Here is a 19,038-nt window from a genome sequence, read left to right as displayed (position 1 = left end):
TTATCTTTAATACTCTCGACCCAATCTTATGGCAACTATCAAACGCGCACTTATCAGTGTTTCAGACAAACAAGGCATTTTAGAGTTAGCCCAGGCATTAACTAAATTGCACGTAGAAATCTTATCCACTGGCGGTACGGCAAAATTATTCCGTGATAACAATATTCCGGTGACTGAAGTCAGCGATTACACTGGCTTCCCCGAAATGCTGGATGGCCGTGTTAAAACGCTGCACCCAAAAGTACATGGCGGCATTTTAGGTCGTCGTGATTTGCCAGAACATGTTGCAGCAATGCAAGCCGCTGACATTCCTAATATCGACATGGTAATTGTTAATCTATACCCATTCGAAGCGACGGTTGCCAAGCCAGATTGCAGTCTGGAAGATGCGATTGAGAATATTGATATTGGTGGCCCGGCAATGGTTCGTTCTGCTGCCAAAAACTGGAAAGATGTTTCTGTACTGACTGATGCAAGCCAATATGCAGACATCATCAGTGAGCTGCAAAGCTCAAACGGCAATATCAGCCAGGCCACAAATTTCACCTTATCTATTGCAGCTTTTAATCGTATCAGCAATTATGATGGCGCGATTAGCGATTATCTATCCTCATTTAAAGCAGATGGCACACGTAGCGCATTTCCTGCGCAAACCAATGGTCGTTTTGTCAAATTGCAAGATTTGCGTTATGGCGAAAACCCGCATCAGGAAGCGGCTTTTTACCGTGACTTGTATCCAGCACCTGGCTCGCTTGTAACGGCGCAACAGTTGCAAGGCAAAGAACTGAGCTACAACAATATCGCCGATGCGGATGCGGCTTGGGAAGCGGTTAAATCTTTCACAGGAAAAGCCTGCGTCATTGTAAAACACGCCAACCCATGCGGTGTTGCAGTAGGTAAAGATGCACTTGAGGCTTATTCAAAAGCCTTCCAAACGGATCCTACCTCTGCTTTTGGCGGCATTATTGCTTTTAATACCACATTAGATAAAGCAGCAGCCGAAATCGTTTCTAAACAGTTTGTTGAAGTATTGATTGCGCCCGATTTCACTGCAGACGCATTAGCGGTTTTTGCTGCAAAGACCAATGTTCGCGTTTTGAAAATCGACTTGCCCAAAGGCGGCGAGACAGCGTGGGAGCAAGGCCGCAACTCGCACGACATCAAACGTGTCGGTTCAGGCATCCTCATTCAAACCGCAGACAACCACGAAATCAGCCAGTCAGACTTAAAAGTGGTTTCAAAAAAACAACCAACACCACAACAATTGGCGGATATGCTATTTGCATGGAATGTCGCCAAATATGTTAAATCTAACGCGATTGTATTTTGCGGCAATGGCATGACATTGGGCGTTGGTGCTGGTCAAATGAGCCGCGTCGATAGTACAAAAATCGCTGCGATCAAAGCACAAAACGCGGGCTTAACGCTTAAGGATTCCGTGGTTGCATCGGATGCATTCTTCCCGTTCCGTGATGGTATTGATGTGCTAGCAGAGGCAGGTGCCAACTGTGTGATTCATCCAGGCGGCAGTATGCGCGATGAAGAAGTGATTGCCGCTGCCGATGAACATGGCTTGGTCATGGTCATGACTGGCATTAGACATTTTAGACATTAATAGCAATCGCTAAAGGATAATTCAGCATGAAAATTTTAGTGATTGGTAGTGGCGGACGCGAACACGCGCTTGCTTGGAAAATAGCCCAAAATAAAAGCGTTAGCCGTGTTTTTGTCGCACCAGGCAATGCTGGCACTGCACTGAATCCTGATATGGTTAATGTACCGATTTCTAGCGTTCAGGACTTGCTTGAGTTTGCACAGAAAGAGCAAATCCATCTAACTGTGGTAGGCCCGGAAGCGCCATTGTCACAAGGTGTCGTGGACACATTTCGCGCAAATGGTTTAAAGATTTTTGGCCCGACTAAAGCAGCGGCACAATTGGAATCCTCTAAAGATTTCGCCAAAGCCTTTATGATGCGTCACAATATTCCAACCGCCGCTTATGCCACATTTACCGACGCAAAACTAGCACACGATTATGTCACTCAACAAGGCGGCGCGCCGATTGTTATCAAAGCCGATGGTCTAGCCGCGGGTAAAGGTGTAGTCGTCGCGATGAGTGACGTCGAAGCACATGCCGCCATTGACGCCATGCTGTCAGATAACAAATTAGGTGATGCTGGCGCACGTGTGGTCATTGAAGAATTTTTGACAGGTGAAGAAGCCAGTTTTATTGTAATGGTAGATGGCAAAAATATTTTCCCGCTTGCAACCAGCCAAGACCATAAACGACTATTGGATGCCGACCTTGGCCCGAATACCGGTGGAATGGGTGCATATTCTCCCGCGCCGGTGGTAACACCAGAAATTCATGCGAAAGTCTTGCGTGAAATTATTCGCCCTACAGTTGAAGGAATGGCGAAAGATGGCATTCCCTACACAGGCTTTCTATACGCGGGCTTAATGATCTCACCCGATGGCAATTTAAAGACATTAGAATTTAATTGCCGTATGGGTGATCCCGAAACGCAGCCAATCATGCTGCGTTTAAAAAGTGATTTTGTAGCGCTCGCTGAACATGCTGTCAATGGTACACTCAATTTGGCAGAAGCTGAATGGGATAGACGTACTGCACTTGGTGTGGTGATGGCTTCTTACAACTATCCGGATACACCTAGACTCAATGATGAGATTATAGGCTTGCCAAAGCATTTAGACGATGCACATGTATTTCACGCAGGGACACAATTAGTTGATGGCAAGGTTCTCACTAGCGGTGGCCGAGTATTATGTGTGACCGCTTTGGGTGAGACAGTGAAGTTTGCGCAACAGCAAGTCTATAAAATAATCGATGAAATCCAGTTTGATGGCGCGCAATACCGCTCAGATATTGGTTACCGCGCAATTAAAGGTTAAAAAATAAGGTTAAGTTATTTTGAGCGCTCAATTAAACTCCGCCGCTGTACTGCATTATCTGCAAAATCTGCAAAATCAAATTGTTGAAGCGCTTGAACTGGTTGATGGTAAGACTTTTTTACACGATAGCTGGAATCGGCCAGAAGGCGGCGGTGGCACAAGCTGCCTGTTAGAAGGTGGCAATGTATTCGAACGCGCAGGCGTTGGTTTTTCGCATGTGCTAGGCAACAAACTTCCGCCCGCCGCAACTATAGCCCATCCAGAAGCCGCTGGCCGCACGTGGGAGGCCATGGGCGTTTCTTTAGTGCTGCATCCGCGCAATCCGTATGTGCCGACCGTGCACATGAATGTCCGGTTTTTTGTTGCAAGAGCGCCTGAAAGCGAAACCAACGCAACTTTGACCACAAAGACATCTGAAGATATTTGGTGGTTTGGAGGCGGGATGGATTTAACGCCTTATTATGGTTTTGAAGAAGATTGCGTGCACTTCCACCGCACCAACAAAACCGCATTAGACGCATTTAATCCAACTTACTACCCACAATTCAAAAAACAATGCGACGAATACTTCTACCTCAAACATCGCAAAGAACCGCGCGGCATCGGCGGCATTTTCTTTGATGACTTTAATACTTTAGGTTTTGAGAAAAGTTTTGCACTACAACGTGCGGTAGGCGATAGTTTCTTACAAGCCTATTTACCCATATTGCAACGCCGTAAAGATATTGCGTATACTGAAAAAGAACGTGATTTTCAAGCTTATCGCCGTGGTCGCTATGTAGAATTTAATTTGGTTTATGACCGCGGCACATTATTTGGTTTGCAATCAAATGGTCGCACTGAGTCCATACTGATGTCGATGCCGCCTATCGTCAAATGGCGGTACGATTGGAAGCCTGAAAATGACAGCGCTGAATCGAAGCTATACAGCGATTTTTTGATAGATAGAGATTGGCTATAAACGCTTACCATTATTGTACACTGCGATAAAAAGGATAAAAACGTATGTTGAAACAATTATTGCGCACAAAACCAGTTGAAAACCACGCCAATAGCGGTCTTAAAAAATGTTTAAGTGCATTTGATTTAGCATTATTAGGGGTTGGCTGTGCCATTGGCACAGGGATTTTTGTATTAACAGGCCTTGCCGCAGCCACACAATCCGGCCCCGCAGTTGTCCTGTCATTTATATTTGCAGGTATTGCCAGTGCTTTCGCCGCCTTGGCTTACTCTGAACTTGCCGCCTCAGTAGGGGGTTCCGGCAGCGCATATGGCTATAGCTACGTGGCTTTTGGCGAATTAATCGCCTGGGTAATGGGTTGGATTTTATTACTTGAATACGGTGTAGGCGCAGCTGCAGTCGCAAATGGATGGTCAGGCTATTTTATTAATACGCTGGCCAATTTTAATGTACATTTACCTGAAGCGCTAACCAAAGCACCTATGCTGGGCGGCACTATTAATCTGCCTGCTTTTGCCATTATTTGGCTATTAACCATTTTATTGATTATCGGCGTAAAAGAAAGTGCGCGTTTTAACAATATCATTGTTGTCATCAAGTTAAGTACGATTGCCATTTTTATAGCGCTAGCAAGTGCTCACATTAACACGGATAACTGGCATCCTTTCACCCCTTTCGGCTGGTTTGATACGTTAGAGAGCGGCAAAAATATTGGTGTACTTGCAGGCGCATCTTTAGTATTTTTTGCCTATTTCGGCTTTGATGCCGTATCAACCGCTGCTGAAGAAGCCAAGAACCCGCAACGTGATTTACCCATTGGCCTACTCGCATCCCTGGCATTTTGTACTATTATTTATATCGCCGTATCGGCCATACTGACTGGCGTGGTGCATTACACGGAACTCAATACCTCGTCACCCGTTGCGTATGCTTTATTTAAGCTTGGCTATACATGGTCATCCACATTGGTTGCCACCGGAGTTTTGGCTGGTTTGATCACCGTATTATTAGTATTATTGTATGGCCTTACACGTATTTTATTTGCGATGAGTCGAGATGGTTTAATATCGCCCATCTTCTCAAAAGTGAACCCAGATAGACAAACACCTACACGCATCATTTTAATGTGTGGCGCTGTGGTATCTTTAGTTGCTGGCTTTCTCCCATTAGGCGAGTTGGCAGAAACAGTGAATATCGGCACACTGGCTGCCTTTATCATGGTTTGTGTCGGTGTCATTGTGCTGCGCATACGCCAACCAGATTTACCGCGTCCATTTAAAAATCCTTGGAACCCGGTTATTCCTGTTCTGGGCATCTTGTCTTGCGGTGCATTAATGTACTTTTTGCCAGCAACCACCTGGATACGCTTTGGCTGCTGGATCTTAATTGGCCTTGTTTTTTATTTTGCTTATTCGATTCGACATAGCAAGCTGAATCAAAGCTAAATATTCTGACTCAATAAAAAAGCCAGCTTCAAGCTGGCTTTTTTATTAGTAACTAGACAACGTTACATTCACAAACTACATGGATAAAATCCACTGAACAATCGTTTTAATATCATCGTCTTTCACTTGTGGGCTATTAGCTGGCATAGGCATAGGGCCCCAAACGCCACTACCACCTGTTTTAACTTTTGCTACTAGTTTAGCTTCAGCCGATTTGTCGCCTTTGTATTTCGCAGCAATATCTTTATAAGATGGGCCTAATACTTTTTTATCAATGCTGTGACATGCTAGACAGCCACTTTTTTGCGCCAACGCTTTTGCTGCATCAGCATTTGCTGCATTTACCGGAGCCGCTAATAACATGCTGGTTACTGCGATTGTTGATAATAAAACTTTCATGCTATCTCCTTGAATTACCGTAATAATTTTTATGTTATTCCTGCATTTTTTTGCAAGTTGAATAATACCTATAATTTAAAAATCTACAATAGCTCTTATAGGGTTTTATGGCAAGCTGACTACAAATTTTCTAACAAGTTCTGCAAGTCATCTATACTTGGAGAACAGACAACGCCTTTGCATACCCATGCGTTGACATCGCTTGTAGCTGCTCTTTGCAAACTTGGTGGTAAATCACGTACTTTCTCATCCCATGTTTCATCAAAATAAAAAAACAAGTGATGCGGATAGTAAGTTTGGTTGATCGCCTCATGCCAAAGCTGCATTTTATTCGCGTTACCCCGCATAATCACTAGCGTTGGCGGTGTTAGAAACTCACGCAAAGCATGGCATAAGCTAGCACAAGCGGCTGGATTATTCGCCATACTGCTGTCAAATGCTTTTAATGTACGCTCGCTCGCCTGTAAATATCGCGACTCGCCCAGAATATGCCCCAGCTTTTGCAATGCGACTGCTGCAATACCATTGCCATTGGGGGTGGCGTTGTCGTAGCCTTGTTTAGGACGATGAATCAGTGTTTCATGTTGATGGCTAGTAAAATAAAATCCGCCGTCTTCACTTTCAAAGTCTGCCAATAATGCCTCGGCTAAATCTTCTGCAAACGCTAAGTCTTCGCTGCGATAATCTGCTTGTAGTAACTCGATTAACGCATCCAGTAAATAAGCATAATCATCTAAATAAGCATTTAAATGCGCATGATAATTGCCGTTCCCATCATCTTTGCAGGTAGCCAATAAAGCATCGTTCACCCACAGATTCTGGTAAATAAAATCCACGGTATCTTGCGCCAACTTTATCCAATCTGGGCGATTAAAAATGCGGCCAGCTCTAGCTAAGCCTTTAATCGCCAGCGCGTTCCAGCTGGTTAATATTTTGTCATCGCGGCCAGGGTGATGGCGTTTGTCGCGCGCCTGAAATAGTTTGGTTTGCGCACTGATTAGCAGATCAATTTCGTCATCTTGCGGCGCTTGCACTAAATAAGGGTGCCAAGCTTGAGTTTGAGAATGAGGATCTTCAAAATTTGGCGCTCGGTCAAAACCTAAACAGCGACTGGCCACAATAAATTCTTCTGGCGTCAGCAAGGCTTTTACTTGAGCAGGCTGCCATATATAAAATGCACCTTCTGCAGAATGCCCATTCTCATCTTTTGAATCCGCATCCAAAGAGGAGTAAAACGCACCTTGAGAATCACGCATTTCACGCGTTAACCAAGTAATCGTTTCTGCTATTACTTGCTGGTAATGTGGATTTTTACTGATTTGCCAAGCATCTACATACAAAAATAATAACTGGGCATTGTCGTAAAGCATTTTCTCAAAATGCGGAATATTCCAGCGCGCATCGACCGAATAGCGGCAAAATCCGCCACCCAATTGATCATAAATACCGCCGTTCGCCATGGCAGACAGCATTTGTAAAACCATCGCCTCTGCCTGCTGATTACCTGCATTTGATTCATGTAGTAATAAAGTAATATCGGCAGGATTAGGGAATTTTGGCGCGCTGCCAAAACCGCCATGCTCAAAATCAAAACTACGCTCAAGTGATGTAAATGCTAATTTCAAGGTCGACTCACTGGCACTTAACACGCTACTAGGAGCAGGAATTGACCGTTTTAGTGCATCCGCCAATTGGCTGTTTTGTACGACTAAATCGTCTTTGCGCTCATGATAGAACTGTGCCACACGCGGTACTAAATCGGCAAAACCAGGTAATTGGTAACGCGATGTTTTCGGGAAATAGGTGCCTGTGAAATATGGCTCTTGATTTGGCGTTAAAAAAACCGTGAGCGGCCAGCCACCACTGCGATTGGACAGCATACTATGCGCAGTTTGGTAGATTTGATCAATATCAGGGCGCTCTTCACGGTCTACTTTAATATTAATAAAGTGGGCATTCATGATTGCCGCCACTTCATTATCCTCAAACGATTCATGCGCCATCACATGGCACCAATGGCAAGCTGAATAGCCAATTGAAAGCAGAATCGGCTTATCTAATTCGCGCGCCAATGTGAGTGCTTGCTCACCCCATGGATACCATTCCACGGGATTATCCGCATGCTGTAATAAATAGGGACTAGTTTCTTGCTTAAGGCGGTTGGCCATTCTAATCCCTTAACACTATAGATCTTCTATGCTGTATTCGGCAGTTAAAGTATGGGTTTGATTAGGATTAACCACAATGCTATTTTCCATGGCATTTGCGGTTTCAATACAGACCATGCGACGCCATTCGTCAGGCGCGCCCATATCATTCATTTGATGTGCTTTATCATCCCAAGGCGTCCAAACCACCGTTGCATTACTACCCGACTTCGCTACATGAATCTTACGATTCAAGCCTTCATCCTCAATCACACAATCACTTGCGGTGTTTAAATAAACGCGATCAAACTCACTATTAAATTTGATGCTGCCATGCTGTACGCTACGTTCGTAATTTTGCACTTTATCGGCATACAGACTTTCTTCCAAACCACTTAATTTAATGCTAGCAACATCACTCACATTAAAATAGGTATGGAAAGCCTCACCAATCATAAAAGGGTGCGAACCATGATTGGTCGTTGATAAATCCAGTTTAAGCGTTTCGCCAATCGTGATAGTCAAGGTGAGCGTATACGGATATGACAGCTGTTTTTTACCCACGGGCGTATCCAAAATCTGCAATACCAATCGAGTGGCACCATTTTGCAATGTATCGGCATCAATTAGTTGCCACGGCATCACACGTGCAAAACCATGTGGACAATAGCTGCTATCGGTTGGATGTGCACCAAACCACGGCCAGCAAATAGGCACACCACCACGGATGGAACGGCCTTGCACATAGCGCGCGTTGCTCGATAACCACAACACAGGCTCTGCTACATTTTTTGGCTGCCATTGCATCACATGCGCGCCTTGTAGTGCAATTTTTGCCGTCGCAAGACTATTGTCGATATCAATGAACTGCAAACCATGGCTGTCTTCACTGAATTTAAGTTCAGGCTTCAATGTGAAGTCATGGTTAATTAACTGCTCAGTCATTATTTATTCCTATTCTACAAATGTTCAATTTGCGTGACATCACGCACTGCGCCGCGTGCGGCGCTGGTTGTCATCGCCGCATAAGCACGCAATGCCAGTGATACTTCGCGGCTACGATTAACGGGTTTCCAAGCATCCTTGCCTTTAGCTTCCATATGCGCGCGACGATGTGCCATCTCTTCATCGGTAATCGCCAGATGAATGGTGCGATTTGGAATATCAATTTCAATGGTATCGCCCTCTTCAACCAAACCAATCGCGCCACCTTCGGCTGCTTCTGGTGAAGCATGGCCGATACTTAAACCTGATGTACCGCCAGAAAATCGTCCATCCGTTAACAATGCACAAGCTTTGCCTAAATCTTTCGATTTCAAATAAGAAGTCGGATAAAGCATCTCTTGCATGCCAGGCCCGCCTCGTGGACCTTCATAACGAATCACCACCACGTCACCTGCCACAATTTGATCGGCCAATATCGCTTCTACCGTTGCGTCTTGCGATTCAAAAATGCGCGCACGACCAGTGAATTTCAAAATACTGTCATCGACACCAGCGGTTTTCACGATACAACCATCTAGAGCAATATTGCCATACAACACAGCTAGACCACCATCTAATGAATAAGCATGCGCTTTATCACGAATACAGCCTTCAGCACGGTCGTCATCCAATGTTGGATACAACATGCTCTGACTGAAAGCAATCGTGGTCGAAATGCCGCCAGGTGCCGCGCGGAAGAATTTTTTAACTTCTTCGTCCTGCGTGACTTTAATGTCCCATTTGTCCAAAGCATCACCCATTGTTTTGCTATGAACGGTTGGCGTATCACGATGGATGACACCAGCACGGTCCAGCTCACCCAAAATACCCATGACGCCACCAGCACGGTGCACGTCTTCCATATGGTATTTGGCCGTTGCAGGCGCCACTTTGCTTAAACACGGAACTTTACGAGAAATACGGTCAATATCACTCATGGTGAAATCAAGCCCGGCTTCATGTGCCGCCGCCAATAAATGTAATACTGTATTAGTTGAGCCACCCATTGAAACATCTAAGCTCATGGCATTTTCAAACGCTTTCATACTGGCGATGCTGCGTGGCAATACGCTGTAATCATCCTGCTCATAATGGCGCTTTGCTAATTCAACAATCAAACGACCCGCTTTTAGGAATAATTCTTTGCGTGCGCCATGTGTGGCAAGAGTTGAACCGTTACCTGGCAAACTTAAGCCCAGCGCTTCGGTTAAACAGTTCATGGAGTTAGCCGTAAACATACCAGAACAGGAACCGCAGGTTGGGCAGGCAGAACGTTCAATTGCTTCAGATTCCGCATCTGAAACCTTGCTATCAGCCGCAGCAACCATTGCATCAACCAAGTCCAGCTTATGCGTATTACCATTCCAGTTTACTTTACCCGCTTCCATCGGGCCGCCAGAGACAAATACCACTGGGATATTCAAGCGCAATGCCGCCATTAACATGCCAGGGGTGATTTTGTCGCAGTTTGAAATACACACTAGCGCATCAGCACAGTGCGCATTGACCATATACTCAACGCTGTCAGCGATCAAGTCGCGTGAAGGTAAGCTATACAGCATGCCGCCATGTCCCATGGCAATACCATCATCCACAGCAATGGTGTTAAATTCTTTCGCCACACCGCCAGCTCGCTCAATTTCGCGCGCGACTAGTTGACCTAAATCTTTTAAATGCACATGACCAGGTACGAATTGCGTAAATGAGTTGGAAATAGCGATGATTGGTTTATCAAAATCGCCATCCTTCATACCCGTTGCGCGCCATAAAGCGCGTGCACCCGCCATGTTGCGGCCGTGTGTTGTGGTGTGAGAACGATAAACTGGCATGATTGCAAATCCTAAAATAATGCTTAATATGCTATTTTAGCTGATGCAGTGCCTAGAGTAAGCAGGTTTTTACATGTAATGCTTAAATTATGTGTAATTAAGCTTATTTATTTCAAACGTAGCAAAAGCTGCTCAAAGCCAAGCGGTTTACTAAACAAATAGCCTTGCCCAATATGACAGCCCCAATTTTTCAGCAAATCTGCCTGTGCTTGCGTCTCTACACCTTCTGCAACCAGTTCTTTACCCAGACTAATCGCCATACCGATAACGGCTTTCACCAATTTGGCATCATTTTCAACTGTCGTAATTTCACGCACAAAACTGCGATCGATTTTTACTTCGCTGATGGGGAATTTATTCAGGTACGAAAGCGAAGAATAACCGGTACCAAAATCATCGATGGCAATTTTGACGCCTAAATCGACTAAGCTACTTAATATATTCAGCACTTGTTTAGAGTCATTTAACAACAAGCTTTCAGTGATTTCCAACGTCACCCATACCGGTTTACAGCCCGTCACGCTTAAACAATATTTAATCGCCGCTAGAATGTCGTAACGTAAAAACTGACGTGCAGATAGGTTAACGGAAAACATAAGTGGTTTTTCGCGTTGTAAATTAACTGTCACCGCATCTTTAACCGCTTGCATCATCACCCAGCGGCCGATTTCCGTAATTATCCCTAACTCTTCTGCCAACGGAATAAATTCGGCCGGACGGAGCTCACCTAAAACGCTATTTTTCCAGCGCAGTAATGCTTCTACACCAATAATTTCCTCGGTATCCAAACGCACTAGCGGCTGATATTGCAAGTAAAGCTCATTTTTTTCAATAGCATGCATGAGTTCCGTTTGCACCTGAAAACGTTGCGACATTAATTGATTCAGTTCTTGCACAAAAAACTGATAATTATTGCGACCTTGCTTTTTGGCGGCATACATTGCTACATCTGCAAATTTAAGCAAATCATCAATATGTTGTGAATCTCGTGGATACACTGCGATCCCGACACTCGCGGTGACATATAACTCCTGCCCTGCCACATAAAATGGCAATGCTAGAATTTGTAAAATTTTAGCGGCAAGCACTGCTAAGTCTTCGGCTTTACTCACGTCTTGAATCATGATGGCAAACTCGTCACCACCCAAACGCGCGACCGAGTCACCTGCACGCAAAGTATTCAGAATTCGTGTAGCCACATCAATTAATAATGCATCGCCAATCACATGTCCCAAAGTATCGTTAATCGATTTGAAATGATCCAAGTCAATCACGAAAATACCCAGCAGATGCTTTTGGCGCTTTGCGTGATTGATTGCAGAAGTGATTCGCTTATTAAACATGGTTCGATTAGGCAAACTGGTTAATGCATCGTGATGCGCCATATGTTCAAGCTGCTCACGATATTCGCTAATCTCAGAAATATCACTACCCAATATCATCACACCGACTACATTTTTATCTACATCGAATTCAGGCAAAATACGCATGAGGTAAGTAAAATCCTTGTCCTCAGCATAGCCATGTAACTCAAAAACATGTGGCTCTGCGGTTGCTATCACCTGCGCCATATAAGCTTCTACATCTTCTGCAGTCAGGTTTAAATGGTGTAAATGCAAAAATTCTGATGGCGTCTTTCCCAGCATATATTCAGCCGGCACACCAGTAATACGTTCACAATAAGAACTCATAAAAATACATTTAAAATTCAAATCGTAGCGTGAAATCGTCAGCGGTAAGCTTTCGACCAAGGTCATATAATCTGACTTGGTTTTTAATATGTCTGCCTGTAATTTTTTTATATCGGATAAATCGCGCGCAAACCCTACCGTCCCCACCACCTCTCCATCAATCAATACTGGGGATTTATAAACTTCGGCCCAATGCACATCACCTGATTTAGGATGAATGGATTCGACTAGGACTTTAGATTCGCCTGACAGTAAAACTTCTCGATCAGAAGCCACACAGCTATCAGCGCTAACTTTAAAAAAACAATCATAATCGGTTTTACCAAGCACTTCTTCAGGGTGCGTCACACCAGCCAATTGCGCGAATGCATTGTTAATAGCCAGATAACGGCTATCGACATCTTTTAACCACACCATAAAAGGAAAGTTATCAATCAACGCACGTTGATAACGCTCTTTTTGCGCCAGCATTTGATATTGTGTGTGTCGATAATCGCCTAAGTTTCGACCAATGGCAATCACACCCAGAACAACTTGCTCTTGGCTTCTAATTGCCGTCATCGAAATTAAATCATGGATATGTCGTCGCATATTGGAGGGCTTGCAATCCAATAATAACGTCGTCGATTGACCCGTTGTTAATACATTATCAAGCGCGTTATGATAGGGCTGAAAGTGTTCTGAAGCAGTTTTTTGAGAGTTTTGCACTTGTTGTAAAGGATAGCCCCAAGTATTCTCAAAGCTTTCATTTGCATAAATGATGCTTGCATCATTGGCGTAAATGGCGACACAATCAGGAGAGTCCTGAAAAATCGCCGTGAGTAATGGAATAAAATCGGCTAGAACTCCAGCACTAACGGTTACACTATTTGCTTTCGTTGACAGTTGCGGTTTTTTTGAACCCTGTGCCATACACTTAAGCTTTCCTTTTACAGTTTTATTATTACAATCATGCTTAAAACCATAACATAAAATTTAAATTAACATAATCCCTCAAATTACGTACTTAACGTTTATAAACATCTTAGGTTCTCATGATATTTACGCATCCAAAATTCGACCCCGTTGCCCTACATTTCACCGATAGTTTCGGCATTCACTGGTACGGCTTAATGTACCTGATTGGTTTTTTAGCGTTTCTGGGTTTAGGCCGTTACCAAGTAAGACACAAGCCTTGGTTTAACTGGTCAAACCAAATGATTGATGACGCGTTGTTTTATGGTGCGCTGGGCGTGATACTTGGCGGCAGAATAGGTTATGTATTGTTTTATCAGTTTTCCAGCTTTGTAGAACATCCATTGGATATTTTAAAAATATGGCAAGGTGGCATGAGCTTTCACGGCGGCTTTTTAGGTGTACTGGTTGCCATGTTCTTTTTTACCAGAAAATATCCACAGCCTTGGTTAAAAATCATGGATTTTGTCGCGCCACTTGTACCTATCGGATTAGGTGCTGGTCGCATGGGCAACTTTATTAACGGCGAATTATGGGGCAGAGCAACCAACGCTGATTACGGCATGATTTTTCCACAAGTCGACATGATCGCGCGCCACCCTTCTCAACTGTATGAGTTTGCTTTAGAAGGCGTAGCCTTGTTCTGTATTTTATGGTGGTTTTCGCGCAAGCAACGTCCGATTGGTGCGATTTCTGCGCTGTTTTTGATTGGCTACGGCAGCTTTAGGTTTTTAGTTGAGTTTACGCGCCAACCAGATGATTACCTGGGCTTGCTGCAACTTGGCTTGAGCATGGGTCAATGGCTGAGTTTACCGATGATACTCATTGGCATTTGGATGTGGTTTAGAGCCAATACACGACAATTTAATTGAGTGCTGCATTTGACGAAAATTAAACGTTGTTCGTTAAATTACAACATCACTTAGATAATAGTATTATTTTTAAAATAATTTACTCAATAAAATCAATGTATTAAATAAATTATTTTGTTTTAAAATTTGGCATGTTGATTGCTGTGCAGGTATTAGCACCTATTAACTTAAGTTTTGAAACGAAATATCATGAAAAAATTATTTGCGCGTTTATTTAAAAAAAAGCCCGAATTTGATTACGTCATTGCAGAGTATCGCCCCATTCAAATTAACAGAATGCATTTAGATGTCGATGTAATCGAATCTGACATGTATGAGCCATCAGAAACAGATGAAATTCAAATTGATAAAGATAGGTAAATGTGGGTGTGGTGTTTAGTAGTTTTTCATGTGTGCATTCGCGCCATGACTTAAAAGAGCATGGCTTTTTGAAACAAACTTAGCAGCAACGTTTCATGCCTTTCCACTTACTGTCTTGCCATAGTTTATAAAAATCCTTGCGCGTTAATAATGTCGGCGCATCTACACTGCAAGCATGAAAATCCGCATGATGTTTTGCATATTGTTCATAAGCATCATCACCCGACAATTGCCTGACTAAATGCCAAAAATGGCGTAGTTTTTTAAGTATGCTCACTTGTCTCTCAATTAAAAAGCTAATCTCTTACCCAATTATTATCCAACTGCGTTTCAATATGCGGCACTTCTGTGCTTGGCAACACGGGCTTGCCAGACAGGTGTCGTGCGCACACCACTACAGTATCAATAATAACAACCCATAGCATGACCACAAAAAATAACGTCAGATAGGCATCTAGTTGCTGATTAAAAATAAGCTGCGGTGCAACGGCGGCTTTATCTGCCGTCAATAATCCGCTGGCCAGCTTACTGCTTAAGTCATTCGCAGCTGCAAAAAAACCGATTCTCACGTCATCCGAGAATATTTTTTGATAGGCTGCTGTGCTGGTAATGATAACCAACCAAGCCAGTGGCAAACCAGTTACCCAGGCAAACTTTAATCTGCCTGATTTAACCAAAATACCTGTCGCTACGCACAACGCGATTGCTGCCAGCATTTGATTAGAAATACCAAATAAGGGCCATAAAATATTCACGCCGCCATTCGGATCAATCACGCCGATATATAGAAAATACCCCCAGCCCGCCACTACGAGAGCACTTGTTAATATCACCGATGGCATATACGATGTTTCGCCCAATTTCTTATTAAAATTTCCCAGCATATCCTGCAGCATAAAGCGGCCAACACGCGTGCCTGCATCTAACGTGGTTAAGATAAAAATCGCCTCGAACATAATGGCAAAGTGATACCACAACGCCAGCATGCTTTTACCAAACGCGTTACCAAAAATACTGGCCATGCCGACAGCCAAACTAGGCGCGCCGCCTGTGCGTGCAAACAAACTACTTTCGCCCATGTCTTTGGCAAGCTGATTCATTTGCTCAACAGTCACGGCAAAACCCCAGCTGTTGATTTTGGCTACCGCATCAATGGCCTCTTTACCCACCACGCCTGCGGGGCTATTAATGGCAAAAAACACGCCTGGCTCTAATACCGTCGCTGCTATCATCGCCATGATGGCAACAAAGCTTTCCAGCAGCATGGCGCCATAACCAATCATGCGAATATCACGCTCATTCTCTAATAGTTTAGGCGTTGTGCCAGAAGCAATTAATGCATGAAAGCCTGAAATCGCCCCACAGGCAATGGTGATAAACACAAACGGAAACAACTTACCGCCAAAAATAGGCCCTGTGCCATCGGTAAATTGGGTGACAGCAGGCATATGAATATCAGGCCGTAAAATAATGATCGCAATGGCTAATAAAATCACCGTACCTAGTTTTATATAGGTAGATAAGTAATCACGCGGTGCAAGTAAAAGCCAAACTGGCAGCACCGCCGCTGCAAACCCGTACACGATAATGGCATAAGCCAACGGCAAACCATCATGGTCGAAAAATACGCGTAGCGTCTCATGGTGATTTATCCAGCCGCCCGCGTATACCGATAGCAGCAGCAATACAACACCAATGGCTGAAGCTTCCAACACGCGTCCCGGTCGAATATTACGCATGTAAATGCCGATTAACATGGCAATTGGAATCGTCGCGGCAATGGTAGAAGTCGCCCATGGGCTGTGTTTCATTGCATTCACTACTACCAAACCCAATACAGCGATTAAGATAATCATAATAATGAACGTGGCAAGCAAGGCAGCTGTGCCGCCGATGACGCCAATTTCATCGCGTGCCATTTGGCCTAAACTTCGGCCATTGCGGCGCGTTGAGAAAAACAGCGTCACCATATCCTGCACTGCGCCACCCAGCACAGCACCAATCAAAATCCATAATGTGCCGGGTAAATAACCAAACTGCGCCGCCAGAGTTGGGCCAATCAACGGACCAGGACCGGCAATGGCTGCAAAATGGTGTCCGAAAACCACCCATTTATTCGTAGGAACAAAATCGCGGCCATCGTCCAATCTTTCGGCTGGAGTTGCGCGCGTTTCGTCTATCGTCAATACTTTTGCTGCAATCCATGCCGCATAAAAGCGATAAGCAATGGCGTAAATACAGATTGCTGCTGTAATTAACCACAGCGCATTGATGCTTTCACCACGATGCAAGGCAATCGTACCCAATGCAAAAGTGCCCAATAATCCAACTAATAACCAGAGAATGAGTTTGAAGTTTTTAGGCATGATTGTTGTCATCATTTCTTAATGAGGTTGTTGGTCTAAATAATGTCGATTAGTATAAATCACACTCGTGCTGTCAACCTAGCACTGCAATCAAACTGCATGCGACTGCTTACGGATGCTAAACTTAACCACCTTAAGAGCCCAATATTAAATACAAAGTAAATATGCCAAACAACTCAACCACGATTGTATTAAATAATTCTGCATCAAAAAAACTGTCGCCATTGGCTAACTTATGGCCTTTTTTAAGACCTTACCGCACCCGTGTTTTTTTAGCATTTTTGCTACTGTGTTTAGGCTCGGCCACTTTATTACTAGTGCCACTCGCCTTTCGCGATTTGATTGATTTTGGCTTTATTAGCGACGCAAGTGCTGCAAAACCAAGCACAGGCTTATTAGGTAATTTAAGTTTAAACGGTCATTTTTTGGTGATGTTTGTGCTGGCCGGGTTTTGGGCGCTGATGATTTCCATGCGTTATTACAATATTTCGTGGGTAGGTGAACGCGTCACAGCCGACCTGCGCAGTGCGGTTTATGGCCGAGTAATGACACAAAGCCCGCAGTTTTTTGAAACCACGCAAACAGGTGAAGTGTTATCACGCTTAACCGGCGATACCACACTGATTCAAACTGTGGTTGGCAGCTCAATTTCCATGGGACTACGCAGTTTATTTCAGTTTACTGGCGGCATGATTATGCTGGCTGTTACGAACCTTTACTTATTTTCACTGAATATTGGATTAATGTTGCTGTTGATTTTGCCGATCATTTTGATTGGGCGCAAAGTCAAAAAACTATCGCGCGAATCGCAAGACCGTATCGCAGATAGTTCTGCCATGGCGGGTGAGATATTGAATGCCATGCCAACCGTACAATCGTACACGCAGGAACAAGCCGAAATTTCACGTTTCACCACTAGCGCAAATATTAGTTTTACCACTGCATTAAAACGCGTAAAAGTACGCGCTGCGTTAACGCTATTAATGGTAACGGCAATACTAGGCACGATTATTTTTGTGCTGTGGATTGGCGCAAGACAAGTAAGCGCAGGCACGATGACAGGCGGCGAGCTGGCTTCATTTGTACTTTATGCATTAATGGTAGCCGGCGCAGTGGGTACCATGGCAGAAGTATGGGGAGAAGTGATGCGCGCGGCGGGTGCGACAGAGCGTTTATTAGAATTACTTCACGCTGATGCCGCGATTACAGAGCCTGAGAATGCACAAACATTAATCAATCCAACGCAGGCAGAAATCGAATTTAAAAACGTTATTTTTCATTATCCATCGCGCCCACAAATTGCCGCATTAGATAACGTTAACTTAACTATTGCCGCAGGTGAAACCGTTGCGTTAGTTGGCCCATCTGGTGCCGGAAAAACCACTTTATTCCAATGCTTGCTGCGTTTTTATGAGCCAACATCGGGCGAAATTACCATTAACGGCCAAGCAATCAATTCACTCAGTTTAACTAGCTTACGCGGCAATATCGCCATAGTCCCGCAAGATGCCGTGATTTTTTCCGCCAATGCTTTAGAGAATATTCGTTATGGCAAACCCAGCGCAACTGACGCAGAAGTGCTAGCTGCCGCCAAAGCAGCGCAAGTAGACGAGTTTATCCAAAAACTGCCAGATGGCTATCAAACATTCCTGGGTGAGCGCGGCACACGTTTATCTGGCGGCCAGCGGCAACGCATCGCCATTGCGCGAGCCATTTTAAAAGACGCACCGATTTTATTATTAGACGAAGCCACTAGCGCGCTGGATGCAGAAAGCGAGATTCTGGTGCAGCAAGGATTGAATGCCGCAATGCAGGGTCGCACTACCTTAATGATTGCGCACCGATTAAGCACAGTACAGAAAGCAGACCGTATTATTGTGTTGGAAAATGGTCGTATCGTGGAAACTGGCAGCCCTGCGCAGCTGCGTGAACAAGGCGGCTTGTATGCGCGTTTAGCTAAACTACAGCTGGCGTAAAGCGCCTGTGCATTTTATCTCGCATTCGAATAGTTTTGAACTCACATTAACCCTGCGTTTTTATCTCCTCTAACACCGAAGCTTTCACTTTACTTCGGTGCGCTCGCACTCAATTCGTGCATTCAATATGGCACTGCACTA

General features: G+C 44.3%; 14 protein-coding genes. 7 read left to right on the top strand and 7 right to left on the bottom strand.

Annotated elements, in window-relative coordinates:
* The first annotated feature begins 28 nt into the window (after positions 1-28).
* The 4 genes from purH to K370_RS09295 are packed head-to-tail and all read left to right on the top strand — an operon-like array spanning position 29 to position 5,319.
* Entirely contained in the window at positions 29-1,615 is a 1,587-nt protein-coding gene (gene purH, locus K370_RS09310) for a bifunctional phosphoribosylaminoimidazolecarboxamide formyltransferase/IMP cyclohydrolase (RefSeq protein WP_047541109.1), read from the top strand.
* Positions 1,616-1,641: 26 nt separating this feature from the next.
* Positions 1,642-2,913, top strand: a complete 1,272-nt coding sequence (gene purD / locus K370_RS09305) for a phosphoribosylamine--glycine ligase (RefSeq protein WP_047541107.1) — start codon at positions 1,642-1,644, stop codon at positions 2,911-2,913.
* Between the two features lie 19 nt (positions 2,914-2,932).
* On the top strand, positions 2,933-3,874 hold the full coding sequence (gene hemF / locus K370_RS09300; protein ID WP_047541105.1) for an oxygen-dependent coproporphyrinogen oxidase: 942 nt from the start codon (positions 2,933-2,935) through the stop codon (positions 3,872-3,874).
* A gap of 44 nt (positions 3,875-3,918) precedes the next feature.
* Positions 3,919-5,319, top strand: a complete 1,401-nt coding sequence (locus tag K370_RS09295) for an amino acid permease (RefSeq protein WP_047541104.1) — start codon at positions 3,919-3,921, stop codon at positions 5,317-5,319.
* A 75-nt stretch (positions 5,320-5,394) separates the two neighbouring features.
* On the opposite strand, the gene K370_RS09290 is transcribed toward K370_RS09295, so the two are convergent.
* The 5 genes from K370_RS09290 to K370_RS09270 all read right to left on the bottom strand — a co-directional run bounded on the left by K370_RS09290 (position 5,395) and on the right by K370_RS09270 (position 13,281).
* Positions 5,395-5,718 carry a c-type cytochrome gene (locus tag K370_RS09290; protein ID WP_047541102.1) on the bottom strand — a complete coding sequence of 108 codons (324 nt, stop codon included), beginning with the start codon at positions 5,716-5,718 and terminating at the stop codon, positions 5,395-5,397.
* A 119-nt stretch (positions 5,719-5,837) separates the two neighbouring features.
* Positions 5,838-7,886, bottom strand: a complete 2,049-nt coding sequence (locus K370_RS09285) for a thioredoxin domain-containing protein (protein ID WP_047541100.1) — start codon at positions 7,884-7,886, stop codon at positions 5,838-5,840.
* A 15-nt stretch (positions 7,887-7,901) separates the two neighbouring features.
* Entirely contained in the window at positions 7,902-8,810 is a 909-nt protein-coding gene (locus K370_RS09280) for a D-hexose-6-phosphate mutarotase (RefSeq protein ID WP_047541098.1), read from the bottom strand.
* A 14-nt stretch (positions 8,811-8,824) separates the two neighbouring features.
* Complete coding sequence (gene ilvD, locus K370_RS09275; protein ID WP_047541096.1) at positions 8,825-10,678, bottom strand: dihydroxy-acid dehydratase; 1,854 nt, start codon at positions 10,676-10,678, stop codon at positions 8,825-8,827.
* A gap of 107 nt (positions 10,679-10,785) precedes the next feature.
* Positions 10,786-13,281 (bottom strand): EAL domain-containing protein, encoded by a 2,496-nt coding sequence (locus K370_RS09270; RefSeq protein ID WP_047541094.1) that lies wholly within the window; start codon positions 13,279-13,281, stop codon positions 10,786-10,788.
* A gap of 122 nt (positions 13,282-13,403) precedes the next feature.
* On the opposite strand from K370_RS09270, the gene lgt reads away from it, so the two are divergent.
* Positions 13,404-14,195 carry a prolipoprotein diacylglyceryl transferase gene (lgt, locus tag K370_RS09265; RefSeq protein ID WP_047541092.1) on the top strand — a complete coding sequence of 264 codons (792 nt, stop codon included), beginning with the start codon at positions 13,404-13,406 and terminating at the stop codon, positions 14,193-14,195.
* Positions 14,196-14,384: 189 nt separating this feature from the next.
* Positions 14,385-14,555, top strand: coding sequence for a hypothetical protein (locus tag K370_RS12295; RefSeq protein ID WP_200883472.1), 171 nt, complete (start codon positions 14,385-14,387; stop codon positions 14,553-14,555).
* A 79-nt stretch (positions 14,556-14,634) separates the two neighbouring features.
* On the opposite strand, the gene K370_RS09260 is transcribed toward K370_RS12295, so the two are convergent.
* Together K370_RS09260 and K370_RS09255 are read right to left on the bottom strand one after the other, a co-directional pair.
* Positions 14,635-14,826, bottom strand: a complete 192-nt coding sequence (locus K370_RS09260) for a CstA-like transporter-associated (seleno)protein (RefSeq protein ID WP_047541865.1) — start codon at positions 14,824-14,826, stop codon at positions 14,635-14,637.
* Between the two features lie 25 nt (positions 14,827-14,851).
* On the bottom strand, positions 14,852-16,921 hold the full coding sequence (locus tag K370_RS09255; RefSeq protein ID WP_047541861.1) for a carbon starvation CstA family protein: 2,070 nt from the start codon (positions 16,919-16,921) through the stop codon (positions 14,852-14,854).
* A gap of 164 nt (positions 16,922-17,085) precedes the next feature.
* Between K370_RS09255 and K370_RS09250 the strand changes: the two genes are divergently transcribed.
* On the top strand, positions 17,086-18,897 hold the full coding sequence (locus tag K370_RS09250; RefSeq protein WP_047541090.1) for an ABC transporter transmembrane domain-containing protein: 1,812 nt from the start codon (positions 17,086-17,088) through the stop codon (positions 18,895-18,897).
* Positions 18,898-19,038 lie beyond the last annotated feature (141 nt).

It is taken from the genome of Methylotenera versatilis 7 (assembly GCF_000799165.1).
Taxonomy (GTDB): domain Bacteria; phylum Pseudomonadota; class Gammaproteobacteria; order Burkholderiales; family Methylophilaceae; genus Methylotenera_A; species Methylotenera_A versatilis_A.
The sequence above is the reverse complement of the archived record's forward strand: the minus strand, read 5'-3'. Positions and strand labels throughout refer to the sequence as shown.